Below are 20933 nucleotides of genomic sequence, written 5' to 3'. Positions count from 1 at the left end.
TCGAAATTTCAATCGATAGTTCGTGTTTGTTGTCTGGGACCCAGCACAAAGCAACATGTTCGAAGCACGGCTACTGCTCGAACTTGATATTACCTCCACTCTCACACAGCAACTTCAGTCGAGGCCCTGCGTATCTCGATTGATACCGCGTGAGTCTCGATCGAACTGACGCCATGACGCAGTCCGCCCATGCGAGAAATTCCTCATCTTTCGACCTCTCCACGCCGTTTTTATCATAGTAACGCGCCGAGTAGTAGGCGCGCCCTCCCCGCACGATTTGCCCATCAAGATACGAGCAATGGAATTCTATGACAGGGTTGATAGTGGGATCTATGGCCCAGTAATGCTGGGCACCAACGAAATTCAAGACAATTTTCGAAACATCCTCCGGCCGGGCGATAAAGTAGTACAGCCAACGTTTCGCATTCTCCGCATGATTCATTGTATCGATGAGCCTTGGAAATGCGCTCTCTGAACGGATTTGAACAATGACAAAGTCACCGCATCGAGAGGTAATAGCCGCCTCGATATCCGCGATGTCCTCGGGAGTAACATAGAATTGTGTTTGTCGAGCCATAATCTTCACCTGCAGCAGTTTGATTCGGCACCTCGCCCAAACCTGGCGTAACCAGACTAGCCAAGAGCTGACGACCTCTTCGGATCGCAATTTCGACTACGTGGAACAAGTCGCTGGGCAAATATCGGAAGAACTACGATTGGATTGTCGAGCAGACCGATGGCGATCCGCATCGATGCCAAGGGCACGGATGGAGCAAGCATCCTATCCACCATGCTCAACTGTAGGAGTCTTTGGACGGATTAGCAAGCGACGGAGAAGCCGGGAAACACGTGAGAGCGATATGCCGAGCCCAAAACGGCTCGGCGAGGCAAAAAGATCGAGCGAAATCCCGCAACCGTGTGCGAGAACGGTATTGGAATGCCGCTTTGGAAAGAGATGGAAAGTGCTACAGGGGGCGACGATACAAGGCGCCGAGGCGGTGCCTGGCGTCGGACGAAATTACTCGTCCTTCATTCCTCGGACCACAGCTTGCCCGCCGTGGCCCAATGCTCGCGCTTGATCTCATGCAGAATGATGTCGACCGATTCAGGCGTGGCGCCCAGCGTCTCGACGGTGGCTTCGGTGATGGCCTTCACGAAGGCGCGCTTTTGTTCCGGGGTACGGCCTTCGAACAGTTGGACGTTAATCGTTGGCATGGTGCTCGTTTCTGTGTGGGTTGAGGATCAGGTACGGTATTGCGGGCTGGCCGCGTTCAGGCGGCGCAGCAGCGACGGCCATTCGAGCGCGCCTTCCGGCGCGCCGTCGCCCACCAGTTGCGCATGCGCCTTGATGCACGTCGCTTCCGGCGGCTGGACCAGCGGCACGCCGGCTGCCTGCGCCTTGAGTTGCGCTTCGCAGGCACGGTCGAGGGTTTCCATCAGCACGAAGGCTTCGGGAATCGTGCGGCCCACGGCAAGGGTGCCGTGGTTACGCAGCAGCATGGCAGGATGGCTGCCCAGGTTGCGCACCAGGCGCTCCTGCTCGTCCTCCATCATCGCGATGCCTTCATAGTGGTGATACCCCAGTTCGCCGTAGAAGCGCAGCGCATAGGGCGACAGCGGCAGCAGCCCGCCTTTCTGCATGCCGACGGCGATGCCAGCGAGGTTATGCAGGTGCATCACGCAGGCCGCGTCGGGGCGGGCCTTGTGCACGGCGGCGTGCAGGCGGAAGCCGGACCGGTTCACACTGTATTGGGACTGGCCGACGATATTGCCGTCGCCATCGACCTTCACCAGGTTCGAGGCGCGCACTTCATCGAAGCGCATGCCGAATGGATTGATCAGGTAGTGGCCCGGCTCGCCCGGCACGGCGGCGGAGATGTGGGTGTAGATGCCGTCGTCCCAGCCTTGCAGCGCGCACAGCCGGTAGCAGGCGGCGAGGTCGACACGGGTTTGCCATTCGGCGGGGGAAATGATGCCGGGGCGGGCGAGTGCGGCCTGGGCGGGGGGCGGGAGTCTGTCCATGGCGAGAGCGTAACAGGCAGTGCGCCTGTTATTCAATACGCCCGATGTACACGCTGTATGTATGGCAGGTATGCCAGCGCAGCCAATAAAAAAACGCCGGCGCGAGCGCCGGCGTTCTTACTACAACATCACACCATCAGAAGCGGTGGTTGTATTCCACGCCGAGGCGTACGGCACGCGGCGTCGTGTAGCTGATCACGCGACCGTAGGTCGGCAGCACGTCGGTCGTGTAGTCCACGTTCTGCGTTTCGCTGATCGTTTGCGCGGTCTGCTTGTTAAACACGTTGAACACGTCCAGCTTGACAGTCAGGCCCTTGACGAAGGCCGGACGGTACATCACGTTTGCATCCAGGCGAACATCCCAAGGCAGCTTGCCGTAGGAACCGCGCGGAGCGCGCTTGCCGTCGCAGTAGAAGTACACGGAACCGTAGTCATAGTCGCCGTCGATGTCCGGAGCCTGACCGAAGCAGCTGCGCGGACGGCCGGAAGCAGCCAGGAAGTTACCGCCAACCATCCATTCCGGGGTGACTTCGTAATAGCCGAAGGCCTTGATCTGGTGCTTGCGGTGGTTCGGCAGGAGGCCGTAGGAATCCACCATCAGCTCAGGCGTATCCCAGGTCGAGGTCGCGGCTACGTCGGTCTGTGCATTGTCCGAACGGGTCTGGCCTTCCGTGTTACCACGGCTGCGCGACCACGTGTAGTTGATGCGGCCATACCAGCCGTTGCTCAGTGGGTGCTCGGCGAACAGGTCCACGGCAGCGTAGGTACGCTTGGCTTTCTCGAAGCCCAGCTCGGCCGCCGTCAGCGTGACCGTTTCGTACTTCTTGCCGTCGCCGGCGAAGTCGATCAGGAACGTGTTGTCCTTGCCTGGATTGAACGAAGCGCAGCCATAGTGCAGGCCGGAGGAATCGATGCCGCGAGCATCAGCCCACGCGTAGAACGGACGTGCATCGCACTGGTCGTCGATCGTCGCCTTCAGGTCGCGGTAGGTCGCCTTGGCACCAACGGTCAGCGCCGGGGTGATGACCTGCTCGAAGCCCAGCGTGATCTCATCCTGGTAGGTTGGCTTCATGTCGCGTGCCGCCACCGAGTTGATGTCCTTTTCCTGGCCAAGCTCGTTGTTGGTCGAGTAGACGCCGGAAATCGGATTCAGGCCGGTCGGCAGACCGAACTGATCGGTACCCGTGTAGGTGAACTGCTGGCGGGTGAACGTGGAGCGGCTGGCGCCACGGACGGCCAGGCGGGTCGGGATCTGCAGCGCATAGCGGCCGGCGCTACCGAACACTTTCAGCGAAGCGTCACCCTTCACGTCCCACGATGCGTTCAGGCGCGGGGAAATGATGTCCTTCGGCTCCAGAAACACCTTGCCGTCGCCGTTCAGGTTCTGGAAGCCTTCCTTGCGGATACCGGCGGTGACCAGCACGTCCTTCGTGACTTGCCAGCGGTCTTCCAGGTATTGCGCATCCTGTTTCGACGAGGCGCTGGTGAGCGAGTTGAACAGTGTCTTCGTGACGTAGTAACCTTGTGTCCCTAAGCCACCGCCGCTGGCGACGGTAACCATTTGCCCGCCGAAGTTGCGCGGCGTGTTCGGGCTGCCCGTGCGCTGGTAAGTCCACAAGCCGCCACCGCCATACACGTCGCCAGCGTTAGCGGACGTCAGCGTGTTGTTGTCGAGGCCGAAGCGCAGGGTATGGTCACCCAGCTTGTATTCCAGGTCCAGGCGCTTCGAGCGGATGCGGCTCTCGGATTCGCCAGCCGACACCAAGCCGTTCAGCACTTGCGGGCTGGAGTAGTTCAGGCCCGGATAGCGCGTGTTGCTGTTCGAGCTGACCTGGAACAGGTCGCCCGGCGCGTCTCCTACCGCGTGATACTTGGCGTAGTTCGGCGTCTTCGATTCCCCGTACAGCGCGGACACGGTCAGGTTCTCGCCGATGTTGCCGACGTAGCGCAGGACCTTCACGTCGCCGCCCACCGAAGGGTTGTAATCTTCGTTGTTCTTGTAGGTTTGCGAGCCGGTCAGCTTGCCGCGCGTGTTGGTCGCGTAGTCATACGCATACAGTTTGCGGTCGGTCTTCGCCTCGTCGCCAATGAACGTCGCTTCGATGCGATGATTGTCGGTAATGTTCCAGTCGAACTTGGCCAGGTAGCGAGTCGTCGTATCGTCGTCCTCTTCATAGCCCAACGTGTCCAGGTTGGCTGCCGTGCGGATGCCAAGCACGAAGTCGTCTTCAGCCCTGCGCTGTTCGGCCGCGATGAACATGAACAGCTTGTCCTGGATGATCGGGCCGCCCACGTAGGCGCCGTAGATCTTCTCCGTGCGCTCGCGGTTGCTGAAGCGGCGGTACAGCGTGCCGTCGGTTTCCTTGTTGAGTTCCGCACCCGTGTTGCCGTAGTACAGGTCGCGGTAGCTAGCGCGCCACGAGCTCGGCTCGATGCTGACGGTGCCACCCGTTTCCCACGTATTCGTACCGCTCTTTGTCGTGATGTTGACGACGCCGCCCACCGAACGGCCGAACTCGGCGCCGAAGCCGCCGGTCAGCACCTGTGCCTGCGCGATGGCGCCGAACGGCAGTTCGGAAGCGCCCAGCTGCGTCAGCGGGTTGGTGACCGGGAAGCCATTGATGTAGTAAGCATTCTCGGAAGCGCCGCCACCGCCGAACGATGCGCCCGCGGCATAGCGGGAGTCGGCGCGGGTGGTGTTCGGTGCCAGCTGGATGATCGAGGAAACGCTTGGCTGGATCGGCAGGCGGGCCAGCTCCTTGGCGGTGAAGGTGGCGCCGTTGTTGGACGTGGATACGTCGATGCGGCTGCGGCGGCCCGTCACTTGCACAGCGGTAATGCCAGCGGCGGGGAAGATCGCTTCGACGCCCTGACCGGCCAGGACTTCGAGTTGCGTCGTACCGGCGGCATTACCACCTTTTTGCAGTGTAACGGTGTAGTTACCGATCGGCAGGCTCGTGACACGGAAGCTGCCGTTGGCATCGACCGGGGCCGTACGCGTCAGGTTTGTGTCGTTGTTCTTTAAGAGCACCGAGTCGCCCGTGCCGGGAGCGACCTTGCCGAACACAACGCCTGCCGCGTTCGACTGCGCCATCACTGTCGGCGCAACTGCCAACGACAGTGCGCCTGCCGTGAACGCTACCTGGAGCGCACGGGCCAGAACAGTTTTTCTCAACATTCTTGTATTTCCTCATTTAATAAGCTTGTTCGGTAACTAAGCTTCGGCGAAACCGTTTTGGCGGATCCGCCAGCACCGGCACAGCTCTGTTTATATATGTCCCAACAATTCCTGCCGAACCGCCTTTTGGACGGCTCCACCGAACACCCGTTGAGCTAAGCCAACAGCAGTCCGATGGCAAATATGACCATACGGTTAATTGGGGTGTCAATTCGGAAAGAATGGTTTGCGGCTGGGATACAACAGTTGAGCTCGAAACCATCCAGAAAGGCGCAGATGTGGTGCGATTCCTGTCCGTTCCGGGGCGTGCACCATTGTGGGACGCAGTGTTCGCCTGACTGCGCCATGAGGTCGGAGTACAATGGAGGGTTACCGTGCGCCGCCTCCATCGCCGTCGCACCTGCCCGACTTCTCGAAGAATTGCCATGCTCCGTCTAAACGAAATCAAACTGCCGCTGAATCACGAAGAACCCGCCCTGAAGGAAGCGATCCTGCAACGCCTGGGAATCGGCGCCGAGGATCTCGTGCAATTCACCGTGTACAAGCGCAGCTACGATGCGAGGAAAAAAGCGCAAATCGTGCTGATCTATTCCGTGGACCTGGAAACCACCGATGACGCGGCCGTGCTCGCCCGCAACGCGCGCGACGTTCACCTGATGCCGTCGCCGGACATGGAATACAAGTTCGTGGCCCAGGGCGTGAACCCTGACGGCCGCCAACCGCGGCCGGTCGTGATCGGCATGGGGCCGTGCGGCCTGTTCGCCGCCCTGATCCTGGCGCAGATGGGCTTGAAGCCGATCATCCTCGAGCGTGGCAAGACGGTACGGGAGCGCACGAAGGACACGTTCGGCTTCTGGCGCAAGCGCGTGCTCAATCCTGAATCGAACGTACAGTACGGCGAAGGCGGCGCGGGTACGTTCTCGGACGGCAAGCTGTACAGCCAGATCAAGGACCCGCGCCACCTGGGCCGCAAGGTGCTGACCGAATTCGTGAAGGCGGGCGCGCCGGAAGAGATCCTCTACGTCTCCAAGCCGCACATCGGCACCTTCCGCCTCGTGAAGATGGTGGAAGCGATGCGCGAGGAGATCGTCGCGCGGGGCGGCGAGATCCGCTTCGAGCAGCGCGTGGTCGATTTCGACATCGAGGAAAAGAACGGCGAGCGCCAGCTGCGCGGCCTACTGCTCGCTTCCGGAGAGCGCATCGCGACGAATCACGTGGTGCTGGCGATCGGCCACAGCTCGCGCGACACGTTCCAGGTGCTGTACGAGCGCGGCGTGTACGTGGAAGCCAAGCCGTTCTCGATCGGCTTCCGCGTAGAGCACCCGCAATCGCTGATCGACGTGTGCCGTTTCGGCCCGAATGCCGGCCACCCGATCCTGGGCGCGGCCGACTACAAGCTGGTGCACCACGCGAAGAATGGCCGCGCCGTGTACAGCTTCTGCATGTGCCCGGGCGGCACCGTGGTGGCGGCGGCGTCCGAACCGGGCCGCGTGGTCACGAACGGCATGAGCCAGTATTCGCGCGCCGAGCGCAATGCCAACAGCGCAATCGTGGTGTCGATCGGCCCCGAGGATTATCCGGGCGGGCCGCTGGCCGGCATCGAGTTCCAGCGCCGCCTGGAAGAAGCGGCGTTCAAGCTGGGCGGCGAGAACTACAACGCACCCGGCCAGCTGATGGGCGACTTCGTGGCGGGGCGTCCGTCCACCGAGTTCGGCGCCGTGGTCCCCTCATACAAGCCGGGCGTGCACCTGACCGATCTGGCGACGATCCTGCCGGACTTCGCCGTCGAAGCGCTGCGAGAAGCCTTTCCGGCCTTTGACAAGCAGGTGCGCGGTTACTTCAAGCACGATGCGGTGCTGACGGGCCTGGAAACGCGCACGTCCTCGCCGATCCGTATCAAGCGGCGGGACGACGATTTGCAGAGCCTGAATACGCGTGGGCTGTTCCCGGCCGGGGAAGGCGCGGGTTATGCGGGCGGCATTCTTTCCGCCGGCGTGGATGGCATCAAGGTGGCAGAGGCGGTGGCGATGTCGATGGCCGCCGTGGACAAGGCGTAGGCGCTAGCCGAGCCTTGGTGTCGGTTTTCTCGCGAGGCGGTGGCAACTTGCGGCGAACCAATCGGTATCAGGACGGGCAACGGCAAGCGCATAGGAAAACCGGTGTCGTACACCTTTCCCTGCGGAAAAGGTGTACGACACCAAGGCCTGCCGGTTTTCTCATGAGGCGTTGGCGAGCGCTGAAGAACACCGGTGTCGAACACCAAGCCCCGGCTGCCGGCGGGTGCTAATCTTCCTTCGCCCCGTCGATCCCCAATTCCGCAATCTTGCGCGTGATGGTGTTGCGCCCGATCCCCAATCGCACGGCCGCATCGTTCTTCCGCCCATGCGTGTATTTCAAAGCGGTGCGGATCAGTGCCGATTCGAACTGACGCCCCAGCACATCCATCACATCCTGCTGCCCATCGGAGAGCATGGTAGCGGCCTGCAACTCCAGCAGCGACAGCCAGCCATCCGGGCCCGGCGCGGCCGGGGCGACAGCGGCGGCCACCGGCGCATGGTGCGGCGTGGGCACCGGCAGCTCGGGCGCGGCCTGCATGGCGCTCTGCCCTTCGGACAGTTCCAGCGGCAGGTCCTTCACCTCCACCGTCTGGCCCGGCGCCATCACGGTGATCCAGTTGCACAGGTTTTCCAGCTGCCGCACATTGCCCGGCAAGTCCAGGCTTTGCAGGAAGGCCAGCGCGGCGTCGCTCATGCGCTTGGCTTCCACGCCGAGCTGCCGGGCGCTTTGCACCAGGAAGTGGCGCACCAAAATGGGGATATCCTCCCTGCGTTCGCGCAGGCTGGGCAGGCGCAGGCGGATCACGTTCAGGCGGTGGAACAAGTCTTCGCGGAACAGGCCGTCGCGCACGCGCTGTTCCAGGTTCTGGTGCGTGGCCGTGATCACGCGCACATTCGCCTTCAGCGGCTGGTGGCCGCCCACGCGGTAGAAGTGGCCGTCGGAGAGCACGCGCAGCAAGCGCGTCTGCAGGTCGAACGGCATGTCGCCGATCTCGTCGAGGAACAGGGTGCCGTTCTCGGCCTGCTCGAAGCGGCCGCGCCGCGTAGTCTGCGCACCCGTGAAGGCGCCGCGCTCGTGGCCGAACAATTCCGACTCCAGCAGATCCTTCGGGATCGCCGCCGTGTTCAGCGCGATGAATGGCTGCTGGGCGCGCGGGCTGTGCTTGTGCAGCGCGCGAGCGACGAGTTCCTTGCCGGTACCCGATTCGCCGGTGATCAGCACGGTCACATTCGATTGCGACAGGCGGCCGATGGCGCGGAACACTTCCTGCATCGCCGGCGCCTGACCGAGGATCTCGGGCGTGTCGGCCGGGCCGGATTCCACGCTGGCCTCGCGCAGGCTTTCATCGAGGGCGCGGCGGATCAGTTCGACGGCCTTGTCGATGTCGAAGGGCTTGGCCAGGTATTCGAAGGCGCCGCCCTGGAACGCGGCCACGGCCGAATCCAGGTCGGAGAAAGCGGTGATGATGATGACGGGCAGGCCCGGCAGGCGCGACTTCACCAGCGACAGCAGGTCGAGGCCGGAGTCGCCCGGCATGCGGATGTCGGAAACGAGCACCTGCGGTGTCTCGTAATCCAGCGCGGCGATCGCATCGCGCGCATTCGCAAAACTCTTGGTGGCGAGGTTTTCCCGCGCCAATGCTTTTTCCAGTACCCAGCGGATCGATTCGTCGTCGTCGACAATCCAGATTGGCTTCATAAGTAATGTGCTTCCCGCAATTTGGATTCATCAGGCACTCGAAAACCTGCTGCGCGTTGCACTTTCAGCCTGCGATGCTCCGCAGTGGCGGACCAACCGTACGTCCGTACGGTTGCGCTTCTCGACTGAAATTGCTGCCGCTCGCGACGGTTTTACGAGGGCCTATCAGGGACTTCAGCCACCCTGCCCCACCGCTTATGGCAAAGGCAGCAGGATGCGGAAGTCCGTAAAGCCGGGCCTGCTCTCGCATTCGATGACGCCCATGTGCTGGTGCACGAAGGTTTGCGCCAACGTCAAGCCCAGGCCGCTGCCGCCATCCCTTCCCGATACCAGCGGGTAGAAAATGCGGTCGCGGATCTGGGGCGGAATGCCCGGTCCGTTGTCGATGATATGCAAATCTAATGCCAGGTTATAACGGACCTTGGCCAGGGTCACCTGGCGAGCCACGCGCGTCTTGAACGTGATCTGCGCGTCCCCCGTTTCGATGCGCTCGGCCAGGGCCTGCGCCGCGTTGTGGGCGATGTTCAGCACGGTCTGGATCAGCTGTTCCTTGTCGCCGCGGAACTCGGGCAGCGAAGCGTCGTAGTCGCGCACGATCGCCAGGCCGGTGGGAAACTCGGCCAGCATCAGGCTGCGCACGCGCTCGAGCACTTCGTGGATGTTGACGTCGCCCACGATGTGCGGCCGGCGGTGCGGCGCGAGCAGGCGGTCGACCAGCGTCTGCAGGCGGTCCGCTTCCTTGATGATCACCTGCGTGTATTCGCGCAGCTGCTGCAGGTGCAGCGGCGGCAATTCCATTTCCAGTAACTGGGCGGCGCCCCGGATGCCGCCCAGCGGATTCTTGATCTCGTGCGCCAGGTTGCGGATCAGTTCCTTGTTGACCTGGCTCTGGTCCAGCAGGCGCTCCTCGCGGTCCAGCTTCATCTGCTGCACGGTCTCGCGCAGTTCCAGCAGCACGTTGCCGTCCGGCTCGTCCATCGCGCTGGCGATCGTGTGCACGTGCAGCGGGTCGCGCCCTGGGCGCTCCAGCGTCAGTTCCTGGCGCAGGTCGGAGAACTTGTGGGCGCGCGCCTGCGCGATCACATGTTCCAGTTCACTGGGGTTGGAAAACAGGTCGCACAGCCGCTGGCGGGACAGCGCCTTCAGCGAGCTTTCCAGCATGTTCTCGGCCGCCGCGTTGGCGAAGGCGATGCGTCCATCGCGGTCGACGATCACCACCGCCGAGGCCAGCAGGTCGAGGCCCGCGAGCGTGTGCGAACGCGGGATGGCGCCCGCCGCCGCAGCCGCGGCACGGGCGATATTGGTCACAATTTTCATCGTATGTTCGCGATCTCGCGCTGTAACGCTTGTACGTTCAGTTCCGAGCGGGCGATGGCGTCGCGCAGGCTGGCCACCCGCTCCTGGTACTTGGCGTAATTGCGCTCGTCGCCGCGCCGTTCCGGTTCGCCGTTGTTGTACTCACGGCGCAATTCGCCAAGCTTCTGCATTTCGGCGTTCAGTTCGTCGGTCAGGATCTGGCGGCGGTCCGCGTCGCGGGCCCTTTGCTCGGCCGTATCCACGCGCGGGAACGACGACGGCGCGGCGGCGCGGGGCGCCGGGCTGGCTGGCGCCTTCGCACGCGGCGCGGCCAAGGGCTCCGCGGCGCGCGGCGGCGGCGCGGGAATGGCCGCGTTCGGCAAATCCAGCAGCACGCAAGCCTTGCCGCGGATCTGGCGGTCCGTGTATTCCTTGCGCCCTTCGGCGTCCGTGCAGCGGTAGATCTGCGCCTGGGCAGCAGCCGTGGCCGTGAGCAAAACCAGTAACAACGAGCAGCGTGCGATCATGCCCCGACTATACAACAACCGAAAAAAAACGCGGGGATGGCTGATGCCCTCCCCGCGCTGTTTGCTACCGGCCTGTTTTCTCCGGCAGCGTCGCCATTACAGCGAGTAGTACATGTCGAATTCGACCGGGTGCGTGGTCTGGCGCATGCGGGTCACTTCCGTCATCTTCAGTTCGATGTAGGCATCGATCATCGAATCGGTGAACACGCCGCCGCGGGTCAGGAACTCGCGGTCCTTGTTCAGGTGATCCAGCGCTTCTTCCAGCGAGGCGCAGACGGTCGGGATCAGCGCGTCTTCTTCCGGCGGCAGGTGGTACAGGTCTTTCGACGCTGCTTCGCCCGGGTGGATCTTGTTCTGCACGCCGTCCAGGCCGGCCATCATCAGGGCGGCGAAGCACAGGTACGGGTTGGCCAGCGGGTCCGGGAAGCGCGTTTCGATGCGGCGGCCTTTCGGGTTTGCCACGTGCGGGATACGGATCGATGCGGAACGGTTGCGTGCCGAGTAGGCCAGCTTCACCGGCGCTTCGTAGCCAGGCACCAGGCGCTTGTACGAGTTCGTGCCCGGGTTGGTGATCGCGTTCAGCGCCTTGGCGTGCTTGATGATGCCGCCGATGTAGTACAGCGCGAAGTCGGACAGGCCGGCATAGCCGTCGCCGGCGAACAGGTTCTTGCCGTCTTTCCAGATCGACTGGTGCACGTGCATGCCCGAGCCGTTGTCGCCCACGACAGGCTTCGGCATGAAAGTGGCGGTCTTGCCGTAGCTGTGGGCCACGTTCCAGATCACGTACTTCATGTTCTGCGTCCAGTCGGCGCGCTCGACCAGGGTCGAGAACTTGGTGCCGATTTCATTCTGGCCGGCGCCCGCCACTTCGTGGTGGTGCACTTCGACCGGGATGCCCATCGATTCGAGGATCAGGCACATTTCCGAGCGCATGTCCTGGAACGAGTCGACCGGCGGGACCGGGAAGTAGCCGCCCTTGACGGTCGGACGGTGGCCGCTATTGCCGCCTTCGATGTCCTTGTCGGTCGACCAGGAAGCTTCGTCGGAGTCGATCTTGACCATGGCGCCGGACATGTCGATCTTCCACTTCACGGAGTCGAAGATGAAGAATTCCGGTTCCGGGCCGAAGTAGGCGGTGTCGCCCAGGCCGGAGGATTTCAGGTAGGCTTCGGCGCGCTTGGCGATCGAGCGCGGGTCGCGGTCATAGCCCTTGCCGTCCGAAGGTTCGATCACGTCGCACTGCATGAACAGCGTGGTCTCTTCGAAGAACGGGTCGATGTTCGCGGTGGACGGGTCCGGCATCAGGATCATGTCGGATGCTTCGATGCCTTTCCAGCCTGCGATGGAGGAACCGTCGAAAGCGTGGCCGCTTTCGAACTTGTCGATATCGAAGTGGGACACGGGCACGGTGACGTGCTGCTCTTTACCACGGGTATCGGCAAAACGGAAATCAACGAATTTGACTTCGTTGTCTTTGACCATCTTCAGGACTTCTTCGGCGGTGCGTGCCATTACTTATCTCCTAAGTGAAAAGGGCTGCCGTCACATGACTCCATGGTGCGGCGGAAACTCGCCTACCTTAATGCATGAACTGTGCCAGCGTAAAGCTACTATCGATATGCGGCGAGTTACATTGATCTTGCTCCCTACGGAAACTAAAATCGTCCGTACGGAAACGCTCGGTAAAACGCACCAGAATTGCGCACCGACTCAGCTGCCCGATTTTGGTGCAAGTGGAATATTTTGCACCAGATTTGGGCGATGCGCCCCAAAATGTGGCATTAGTGTCCAGCTGAAATTTTAAGCAGACGACCTGCTGCCGACGATGAATACAGATCCCGAGGATTTAACGCCAAATGAGCACCGACGACATTCTTGAGCGCGCCCGCGAGCGCGGCAATGGCCTGCCCTATGCTGGAGCGGTCACGCCCCAGGAAGCACACGAGCTGATCCAGGGTAACCCGGCAGTACGCCTCATCGATGTGCGCACCAATGCCGAGCGCGACTGGGTCGGGCGCGTGGCGGTCAATGACGCACAGCATGGCGCCGTGCAATGGAGCACCTATCCGGGCGGCGTGCCGAATCCGGAGTTTATCCAGCAGTTATCCCAGGTGGCCGGCAAGGACGATGTACTGCTGTTCCTGTGCCGCTCGGGCGTGCGCTCGCGGCACGCCGCCAAGCTGGCCACCGAGAATGGCTTCGCGAACAGCTTCGATATCCTGGAAGGGTTTGAAGGGGACAAGGATGCCGAGGGGCATCGCAAGACGGTTGGCGGGTGGTGCAAGGCGGGCTTACCCTGGGTAGGCGCTTGATAGATGAGCCCGTGTCTCGTGGTGCCAGGCACCGCGAGACACGGGCTCGACTGTAGAAGCGATGTTGTTCGCCTAACTGCACCCATCTCGGTGCAAACAGGCGTTACCACGCTTGAGCTCGTGTCCCACGGTGCCTGGCACCAAGGGGACACGAGCTCAGCCGTAAAGCTTACAGCGCGTACGTCAGGCGCGCGTACACGAAGCGGCCGGAGCGGCCGAACGGCGAGTAGTTCGTGAACGGGGCGTTGCCGGTCGCGTTCAGGTTGGCCGGGTAGGCGTCCGGATATTGGTCGAACAGGTTTTCGGCACCCACTGCGAGCGACAGCGACTGATTGATCTTCCAGCGCCCTTCCAGGTCCACCAGCGTTTTCGCCGACATCGTGTGGTCGAGCGCCGGCGTCGTGCCCGGCGTGAGGATCTTGCCGTAGCGCGTGGCGCGCAAGGTGGCGCCCCACGGGCCCAGGTTCCAGGTGCCGCTGGCGGTGTACTTGGTCTTCGGCGTGCCCTGCTCGAAGGTCAGCACGTTGACGCGGCCGAACAGCACCGGCGGCGGCGACAGCGCGGCCAGCTCGGCCGTCTGCGGCACCTTATCCACGCTTGTGTCCGTGTAGTTGCCGGCCACGGTCAGGTCGAACCGTCCGGCCGCGCCCAGGTTCCATGGATAGTTCAGCACCACGTCCACACCCTTGGTGGTGGTGTCGACGCCATTGATGAAGAAGCGGCCGCCGCTCACGCCCGGGAAGCCGTTCGCGGTCAGGTAGTTGCGCACGTTATCCTGGGTGAGGTTTTCGGACAGCACGATGCGGTCGCGAATCTCGATGTGGAATGCGTCGATGGTCAGGCTGCCGCGGCCAAGCTTCGTCACCGCGCCCAGCGAGAAGTTGGTGGACTTCTCGGCATCGAGCGGTTTTGCGCCCAGCGCCACGGCGGCCGGTGCGGTCGGCTTGAACGTGGTCAGGTCGAACGGCACGCCGTTGATGAAGTTGGTGGCGGTGGACGTGAAGTTCTGCTGCTGCATCGACGGTGCGCGGAAGCCGTTCTGCACCGAGCCGCGCAGGCCGAAGTTCGGAGTGAAGTCGTAGCGGCCCGCGAGCTTGCCGGACCAGTTGCTGCCGAAGTCCGAGTAGTGCTCGCCACGCACCGCGAACGATGCCAGCAGGGACGGCAGCACGGTCGCCTCGAAGTCGGCAAAGACGCTGTAGGCAGTGCGGTGGCTGTCCGATTCGTCGGTGGGGCGGAAGCCGGGGAACACCTGGGAACCCGATGCCGTCGGCATGCCGTTCGGCAGCAACGCATTGCCGTTGCGCCACGAGTCCGGTTCGCCCGCCTCCAGCTTGTAGCCTTCGCGCCGCGCCTCGCCGCCCAGCGCCACGTTCAGCGGCGACGCCAGGCCGACATCGAACTGGCGCACGGCCGACAGGTTGTAGGTCAGCTGGTCATACGAGAAGCCGCCGGCCTCGAACTCGGTCTTGCTGGCCGTGCCGAGCGAACGGTTCAGCGTGTTCTTGATGGTGAAGTCCATCTTGTTCTTGCCGTAGCTGAACGAGGAATCCATGTCCCAGCCGCCCGTCGTCCAGGTGAAGCCGGCGGCCGCGGAGAAGTCGTCCACCTCCGGCGCGATGATCGGCAGGAAGCCGTTCGGGTAGATCTCGATCGTGTTGTTGTCCTGCAGGGCACGGCGGAAGAAGCCGCCCGACTCCGCCTCGCGCTTCTGGTAGCTCGCCCAGCCATACCATTTCACGTTCTCGCTGACCTGGCCGCCCGCGTTGGCGAACACGGTCGACTGCTTCAGCTCCGGCTCGCCGTACCAGGCGTTGAAACGGTTGATCGTCGCCTCGCGCGGGTCGAACTGCCCGTTCACCAGTGGGTACTGCTGGCGCGTGTCGTAGCCGCTGCGCTCCGTGTGTTCCTGGTCCTTGTACTCGGCGGCGATCGTGAGGAAGCCCGTCTCGCCCAGCGGCAGGCCCTTCCAGAGGCTGACGGTGGCGACATCGCCGTCGCGCCGCTTGCGCTCGTCCTGCGTGCCCCAGTTCGCGCCGGCCACCGGCGGCGTTACCGCGAATTCGTATTCGGTGATGCGCTTGCCGTAGCTGACGGTCGCCTCGCCGCCGCTCCTGTCATTGCGCAGGCGGATGTTGACGACGCCGGCGATGGCATCCGAACCGTATTGCGCCGAGGCGCCATCGCGCAGCACCTCGATATTCTTGACGATGCCGGTCGGGATCGTGTTCATGTCGACGGCGGCCGAGCCGCGGCCGATCGTGCCGTTCAGGTTCACCAGCGAGGACGCATGGCGTCGCTTGGAATTCACCAGCACCAGCGTCTGGTCCGGCGCCAGGCCGCGCAAGGTGGCCGGGCGGACCGTGTCGGTGCCGTCGGCCAGGCCGGGGCGCGGGAAGTTCAGCGACGGCAGCGCGACGGACAGGGCTTGCGTGATTTCCGGCACGCCCGCATTCTTGATCGTGTCGGCGGAGATCACGTCGACCGGTGCGGCCGTGTCGAGCACGGTGCGGTTCGAGACGCGCGTGCCGGTGACGACCACTGTGGCCTGGTTGTCTTCGGTGGAGGTGGCTTGCTGGGCTTGCGCGGCGGCGGAGCCGGCAAAGAGGGAGGCGATGGCGCCGGCGAGCAGCGCCCTGGCTGGTAACGTATTGCGATGCATCCTGGTCCCTTATCTGATGATGAAGTCGAATGACGGGACTCATCATCGGGGCCGGAGCGGCGGGATGTCAATTTTGTAACGCTATCGTGGGCTGATTATGTCGCAATATTTACACGGTATTATCACGTAATTGCCGCAAACAAAGTCCTTACGCGACCGGCGCCGGGTTTCCCATCAACCCCTCGATGCGCTGCCGCACGAAGTGCACGTGGCTGCGCAGGCCGTACAAATCGTCGGCGAACGACAGGGGGATCGACAGGTGGTTCACGCGGTCCTCGATTTCGTTCAGGCGTTCGAGCTGCATGGCATAGATGGCGCCCCGCTCCGCCGGGGGCACCTCCACCGCGTCCTCGATCGCGCCTTCCACGGTGCGCAGCTGGCCGTACCAGCGGTAGATGCGCGAGCGCACGCGCCATACGTACAGCGGCGGCACGATCTTCGACAGCGGCAGGATCAGCGCCGATAGCGCCAGCAGCAGCACCCACATGCGGTCCAGGAAGTTCGCCAGCCAGAAGCTCATGTAGCGCTGCAGGAAGGGCGGGCCATCCTTGTAGAACTTGGCCGCCTCGTCGGCCACGGGAATCTCCGTGTACTTCGCGGACGGGAACTGGCCCTGCTGCTGGAACCAGCCGGCGCCGCCATGGATCTTCGCCGCGGCCTGCACGAACAGTTCGATGAGGGCGGGATGCAGGTCGTCGCGCGCGACGAGCGTGGCGGTGGGCGCGATCAGGTGGTAGTCATGCGCCGGCAGGTCGCGCCCCAGGTCGACGATGCCGCGCGGGAGCGTCACGTTGGTGAGGAAAGGCAGGCGGCGCGTATAGGCTTCCGCCTGGGCGAAGTCGAACAGGTAGATGCCGGGCGTCTGCAACAGCATCTGGATCAGCGGATCGTCCGGCGCCGCCGCGAACACGAGGCCGTCGATACGGCCTTCCAGCAATTCCACCGTGGCCGGCGTGTTATCGAGTTGCGTAGTTTGCAGTTCCTCGCGCTCGATGCCGTTGACCGCCAGGATCTGCCGCACCAGCCGCGGCGTGCCGCTGCCGCGCGCGCCGATATTGATCTTCATGCCGCGCAGTTGGGTGAGCTGGGTGAGCCTTGCGCTGCCTTCCTTCTCTCGCAGGAACAGCCACACGGGTTCCGTGAACAGGCTGCCCAGCGACACGAGGCCGCGGCGCTCCGCCTCCGCCTGGTCGGTCGAGCCGCTTTGCACGAAGGCGATGTCGGCCTCCTGTTCGCCGAGGGCTTTCAGGTTGTCGCGCGAGCCGTGCGAGCCTTGCAGCGTGACGGCAATGCCCTCTCCTTTCAGGAGTTCCTGGTACTTCTTGCCGAACACGTCGTAGGCGCTGTTCTGCTGGCCGGTACCCAGCACCACCTTGCGCGGCGGTGCCGGATCGACGATCAGGTAGGCCGCGATGCACACGGCGGCGATGGCAAGGATGGTGGGGCCGGCGGAAGCCAGCAAGTCGCGCGGCGAAAAGCTGGTGAACTTCTTCAGGCGGGTCATCGTGGAGCGGAGGACTGGTTTCATCATGGGTGGCAAGATGCCAACAAATGGTGAAACCTGCAAGTGCCGGAGCTTCCCGGAGCTTCGGTGTCGTACACCATTTCGAGCTTGCTCGAAATGGTGTACGACACCGGTGCTCTCATGAGGCGCAGGCGAGCGCGGGGGAAAACCGCTGGATCAACAAATGTTTGCACTTGCAAGTGCGGGAGTTTTGGTGTCGTACACCATTTCGAGCTTGCTCGAAATGGTGTACGACACCGGTGTTCTTATGGGGCGTAGGCGAGCGCGAGGGAAAACCGGTGGCTGGACAGGGGTTTCGCGGAGCATGCTCCGCGCCTGTCCAGCGGCGATGGCTTGCAAGCCATCGCTCTTTTCGTACACTTTTTCCGGAAGAGGCACCCGGAAAAAATGTCCGACACCTGTGCGGGCCGGTGGGTCTCTAAGTCAAGGAACTCACCCGCCGCAGGCTTTCAGGGGGGCGCCCAGCGCCGCGGCGGCGGCGGCGACGGAGGAGTCGGCGGGCAGCGCGGCCTGGTTCGGCTCGATCAGCGGCATCAGGCTGGGGGCCAGCACCGTGAGCAGTTGCACGGGCAGCGCGCTGGTGAAGTCGTAGTTCTTCGACTCAGGGCCGCGCACATAGGCCGTCATGCTGCCGAAGAAGCGCTCGCCGATATTGAACACGAACGTGGCCGAGCGGTTCACGTAGCGCGATTCGATCAGCCGGCCGCCGGCCGCATACACGTCGAAGCGCTGGTCGCCGGTACCGGTCTTGCCGCCCACCGCGATGTTGGTGCCGTCGGCGGCCACGAAGGCGGTCTTGGCGCGCTTGGCGGTACCGTCGGACACCACGCCGCGAATTTCATCGGCCACCACGCGCGCCACTTCCGGCGACAGCACCTGTTCCGCGCCGACCTTGGCGGCGCGCGCCACCTTCGTGTCGTACGGCGTGCCGGCCGCGAAGTGCAGCGATTCCACGCGTTCGGTCGGCTTGCGCACGCCGCCGTTGACGATGATGCCCATCATCTCGGCCAGCGCGGCCGGCCGGTCGGCCGAGGCGCCCAGCGTGGTCGCGTACGACGGTACCAGGGAGCCGAACGGATACCCCATCTTCTTCCACTGGTTGTGGATGCCGATGAAGGCTTCCATCTCCAGCAGGCCGGCAATGCGGCGGTCCTGCGCGTGCTTGCGGTGCGTCTTGAACAGCCACTGGTAGACTTCCTGGCGCTCCTTCTCGGAAGCGGCCACGATCTGCGAATACGTGGCGCCCTCGTGCTGGCGCAGGTAGGCCACCAGCCACAGTTCCAGCGGGTGCACATTGGCCAGGTAGCCGCGGTCGGCCAGGTTCCACTTGTCCATCGCGTACTGCTCGTACATCTTTTCCAGGCGTTCCTGCGGCACTTCGCTCTGCTCCGTCAGGTTGCCGTTCACGAACTTCGAGAACTCGGCAAGCGTGGCCTTCGGGAACACCGTGCGGTGGATATTGGCCAGGCGCAGCGGCGTCGGGCGGATGCTGTCGACCAGGATCCTGTCCAGCTCCTTCCTTGGCTTGCCCTTGTACTTGGCATAGAAGCGGGCCAGGAATTCCTTGCCTTCCTTGTCCGCGAAGCGGGCCAGGTACTGGGCGCGGCGCGGGTCGTCGGCATCGGCCAGCAGGCTGGCCGAGGAACCCGGCATCTGGAACATGTAGTACTTCACCACGTCGCGCATCAGCCGCACGAACAGCAGGTTCGTGGAGCGGCGCAGGCCTTCGCGCACGGTCAGGATGCGGCCATTGTCTTCCTTGGAGAAGTTGCCGAAGTAATGCAGGCCGCCGCCCGTGAAGAAGCCCTCGCCCGGGTTGCCGGAATAGGTGCGCTCCATCGCCGCGTGGAGGATCGCCGTCAGGTCGCGCTTGTCCATCGGCGTGATCGACAGCCATTCGATGGCCCAGGCCGTGAGCCGGTCCTTCGGATCGAATTGCACCTTGCCCAGTTCATCGGCGCTCATGCGGCCGTACTTCTTGTACAGCTGGTCGATGATGTCGAGGTAGGTCACCAGCGTGCGCAGCTTCGCCGTCGAGCCCAGGTCAAGCTTGGCGCCGTCGTTGATGTCCAGCGGCTGGTCGTAGTTATCGGTCTGCACGCGCAGGTAGTTCACCTTGTCGCCCCGCTCCAGCAGGGTGAAGCTGTAGACGACGTTGGCCGGGTCGCCGTTGCCCAGCATGCCCTTGCCCGTCAGGCCCGCCTGCTCGGCGACGCTGGCATCCTTCAGGTCGCGCAGCATGGCGGTCACGGCGCGCTGCGCGTTCGCGTCCAGCGTGCTGACCACCGAAAGGTCGAGGCGGTCCACGTTGTACATGCGGTTGTCGCCAAGCAGGCTGGCCAGGTGCACGCGCACCACATTGGCGGCCTTCTTCGTGACGTAGCTGACCGGCGGCGCCGCCTGCAGGCCGTTGCCCTTGGCCGGCCGCAGTTTTTCCTTCAGCGCGGCGTCGCGCAATGCCGGCGTGATGACGCCGGCCTGCGCCAGCAGTCGCAGGTGGCTGTTGGCCAGTTCTTCCAGGTCCTGGTCGCCGTCGCCCAGGTAATACGTGGGACGGCGCTGGGCGATCAGCAGCGATAGCGCTTCCTTGAACACGAGCGCGCTGCCCGGCTGGTCCATGCGGCCGGACAGCAGGCGGTTGACTTCGTTGAAGTCGCGGCCGTACCAGACCCACATACCGTCGCCGATGCCGTTCACCTCGCCATAGCCGGGCTTGGCCGAGAGCGGCACCGTGTTCAGGTAATCGACCACGATCTGGCGGCGCACCCCCGTCGTGTCCTCGCCCTGCTGGTAGGCACGCAGCGTGGCCGAAACCATCTGCTGCAGCTTGTCCTTCATCGAGCCGGTGCGGCCTTCCGGCGAGTGGCGGTACTTCTCGATCTGCGTGGCCAGCGTGCTGCCGCCGGCGGCGCGGCTACTGCCCAGGCCCACGGCGCTGGCGGATTTTTCCAGGATCGCCTTCGACAGGCGGTCCCACTCCACGGCCGGGTTGCGCTTTGGATAAGTGTTATCCAGCAGCTCGCGGTTCTCGATGAACAGCAGGCTGTGCACCAGTGCCGCCGGCGCCTGCTCGAAGCCCGGATAGATGCGTTCCGGGTAGCTGGCCGAGAACAGCGGCTGGGCGCGGCAATCGTAGATCGTCAGGCCAGTGCGGGTCTTTTCGCGGTACGTGGTGAACACGCCCATGTCCGCCAGCTGCACCATCTTCGGCGAGAAGCGCGACTGCGCCAGCACCTGGTAATCGCGCTGCTTCAGGCGTTCCAGGTAGTCGGGGATATTGGCGTAGCCGAGGCGCTCGTCGTACGGGCTGTCCTGCGGGAAGCGGATGGCCTTGCTGGGCCCCGGCTCGACCTTGTAGTGGAGCTGCTTGACGACGCCGGTGAAATACTTCGCCTGCATCGTGGAGGTTCGCGATTCGTGGATCATCCACCAGATAGCCAGCGACAACAGCACCAGCATCAGCACGATGAACGCGTTTCGGGAGCGCTTGCCCTTGGGCTCCGAGGGCGGCGGCGTGGCCGCCTGCTCGTCGTCCAGGCCTTGCCTTTCTTGATCGTATTGGGAAGACATAATTTGCTATCTTTACTGCATTGCTTTACACCGCCGGCGCGAGACTGCGCAGCTTATTGCCATTGCACCACATCGCGTGCATGCG

The 20933-nt window shown here is 63.4% G+C and carries 13 protein-coding genes; 2 read left to right on the top strand and 11 right to left on the bottom strand.

All coding sequences use genetic code 11. The annotated features are described in order from the left end of the window. Positions 1-70 precede the first annotated feature (70 nt). From V6Z91_RS13680 to V6Z91_RS13665, 4 genes are all read right to left on the bottom strand, one after another. Entirely contained in the window at positions 71-577 is a 507-nt protein-coding gene (locus V6Z91_RS13680) for a hypothetical protein (protein ID WP_338771152.1), read from the bottom strand. Between the two features lie 452 nt (positions 578-1029). Continuing rightward, positions 1030-1215, bottom strand: a complete 186-nt coding sequence (locus tag V6Z91_RS13675) for a 4-oxalocrotonate tautomerase (RefSeq protein WP_338771151.1) — start codon at positions 1213-1215, stop codon at positions 1030-1032. A 27-nt stretch (positions 1216-1242) separates the two neighbouring features. Continuing rightward, the gene (locus V6Z91_RS13670) at positions 1243-2022 is read right to left on the bottom strand and encodes a class II aldolase/adducin family protein (protein ID WP_338771149.1); all 780 of its coding nucleotides are present in this window, start codon (positions 2020-2022) and stop codon (positions 1243-1245) included. 136 nt (positions 2023-2158) lie between these two features. Beyond that, on the bottom strand, positions 2159-5200 hold the full coding sequence (locus V6Z91_RS13665) for a carboxypeptidase regulatory-like domain-containing protein (protein ID WP_338771146.1): 3042 nt from the start codon (positions 5198-5200) through the stop codon (positions 2159-2161). 425 nt (positions 5201-5625) lie between these two features. Between V6Z91_RS13665 and V6Z91_RS13660 the strand changes: the two genes are divergently transcribed. Next, positions 5626-7257: an NAD(P)/FAD-dependent oxidoreductase gene (locus V6Z91_RS13660; RefSeq protein WP_338771144.1), complete on the top strand. Its 1632-nt coding sequence runs from the start codon at positions 5626-5628 to the stop codon at positions 7255-7257. 226 nt (positions 7258-7483) lie between these two features. Here the strand turns inward: V6Z91_RS13660 and ntrC are convergent, their stop codons facing one another. The 4 genes from ntrC to glnA all read right to left on the bottom strand — a co-directional run bounded on the left by ntrC (position 7484) and on the right by glnA (position 12291). Then, positions 7484-8956, bottom strand: a complete 1473-nt coding sequence (ntrC, locus tag V6Z91_RS13655) for a nitrogen regulation protein NR(I) (protein WP_338771143.1) — start codon at positions 8954-8956, stop codon at positions 7484-7486. Positions 8957-9151: 195 nt separating this feature from the next. Continuing rightward, on the bottom strand, positions 9152-10273 hold the full coding sequence (gene glnL / locus V6Z91_RS13650; RefSeq protein ID WP_338771140.1) for a nitrogen regulation protein NR(II): 1122 nt from the start codon (positions 10271-10273) through the stop codon (positions 9152-9154). Continuing rightward, entirely contained in the window at positions 10270-10779 is a 510-nt protein-coding gene (locus tag V6Z91_RS13645; protein WP_338771139.1) for a DUF4124 domain-containing protein, read from the bottom strand. Before V6Z91_RS13645 ends, glnL begins: the two co-directional genes overlap by 4 nt. Positions 10780-10875: 96 nt before the next feature. After that, positions 10876-12291 (bottom strand): type I glutamate--ammonia ligase, encoded by a 1416-nt coding sequence (gene glnA, locus V6Z91_RS13640; protein WP_338771137.1) that lies wholly within the window; start codon positions 12289-12291, stop codon positions 10876-10878. Positions 12292-12635: 344 nt separating this feature from the next. Between glnA and V6Z91_RS13635 the strand changes: the two genes are divergently transcribed. Further along, positions 12636-13091: a rhodanese-like domain-containing protein gene (locus V6Z91_RS13635; protein WP_338771135.1), complete on the top strand. Its 456-nt coding sequence runs from the start codon at positions 12636-12638 to the stop codon at positions 13089-13091. Between the two features lie 169 nt (positions 13092-13260). On the opposite strand, the gene V6Z91_RS13630 is transcribed toward V6Z91_RS13635, so the two are convergent. The 3 genes from V6Z91_RS13630 to V6Z91_RS13620 form a co-directional block, all read right to left on the bottom strand. After that, positions 13261-15753 (bottom strand): TonB-dependent receptor, encoded by a 2493-nt coding sequence (locus tag V6Z91_RS13630; RefSeq protein ID WP_338771133.1) that lies wholly within the window; start codon positions 15751-15753, stop codon positions 13261-13263. Positions 15754-15901: 148 nt separating this feature from the next. Beyond that, entirely contained in the window at positions 15902-17281 is a 1380-nt protein-coding gene (locus tag V6Z91_RS13625) for a TAXI family TRAP transporter solute-binding subunit (RefSeq protein WP_338771835.1), read from the bottom strand. Positions 17282-17710: 429 nt separating this feature from the next. Continuing rightward, positions 17711-20848 carry a transglycosylase domain-containing protein gene (locus tag V6Z91_RS13620; RefSeq protein WP_338771131.1) on the bottom strand — a complete coding sequence of 1046 codons (3138 nt, stop codon included), beginning with the start codon at positions 20846-20848 and terminating at the stop codon, positions 17711-17713. Between the last annotated feature and the right edge of the window lie 85 nt (positions 20849-20933).

Origin of the sequence: Massilia sp. METH4, assembly GCF_037094685.1 — a bacterium.
In the GTDB taxonomy this organism is placed as follows: domain Bacteria; phylum Pseudomonadota; class Gammaproteobacteria; order Burkholderiales; family Burkholderiaceae_D; genus Rugamonas.
The sequence above is the reverse complement of the archived record's forward strand: the minus strand, read 5'-3'. Positions and strand labels throughout refer to the sequence as shown.

Coding starts and splice junctions, on each gene's coding strand:
- V6Z91_RS13680 (WP_338771152.1), bottom strand. CDS start 577: ATGGCTCGACAAACACAATTCTATGTTACTCCCGAGGACATCGCGGAT.
- V6Z91_RS13675 (WP_338771151.1), bottom strand. CDS start 1,215: ATGCCAACGATTAACGTCCAACTGTTCGAAGGCCGTACCCCGGAACAA.
- V6Z91_RS13670 (WP_338771149.1), bottom strand. CDS start 2,022: ATGGACAGACTCCCGCCCCCCGCCCAGGCCGCACTCGCCCGCCCCGGC.
- V6Z91_RS13665 (WP_338771146.1), bottom strand. CDS start 5,200: ATGTTGAGAAAAACTGTTCTGGCCCGTGCGCTCCAGGTAGCGTTCACG.
- V6Z91_RS13660 (WP_338771144.1), top strand. CDS start 5,626: ATGCTCCGTCTAAACGAAATCAAACTGCCGCTGAATCACGAAGAACCC.
- ntrC (WP_338771143.1), bottom strand. CDS start 8,956: ATGAAGCCAATCTGGATTGTCGACGACGACGAATCGATCCGCTGGGTA.
- glnL (WP_338771140.1), bottom strand. CDS start 10,273: ATGAAAATTGTGACCAATATCGCCCGTGCCGCGGCTGCGGCGGCGGGC.
- V6Z91_RS13645 (WP_338771139.1), bottom strand. CDS start 10,779: ATGATCGCACGCTGCTCGTTGTTACTGGTTTTGCTCACGGCCACGGCT.
- glnA (WP_338771137.1), bottom strand. CDS start 12,291: ATGGCACGCACCGCCGAAGAAGTCCTGAAGATGGTCAAAGACAACGAA.
- V6Z91_RS13635 (WP_338771135.1), top strand. CDS start 12,636: ATGAGCACCGACGACATTCTTGAGCGCGCCCGCGAGCGCGGCAATGGC.
- V6Z91_RS13630 (WP_338771133.1), bottom strand. CDS start 15,753: ATGCATCGCAATACGTTACCAGCCAGGGCGCTGCTCGCCGGCGCCATC.
- V6Z91_RS13625 (WP_338771835.1), bottom strand. CDS start 17,281: ATGAAACCAGTCCTCCGCTCCACGATGACCCGCCTGAAGAAGTTCACC.
- V6Z91_RS13620 (WP_338771131.1), bottom strand. CDS start 20,848: ATGTCTTCCCAATACGATCAAGAAAGGCAAGGCCTGGACGACGAGCAG.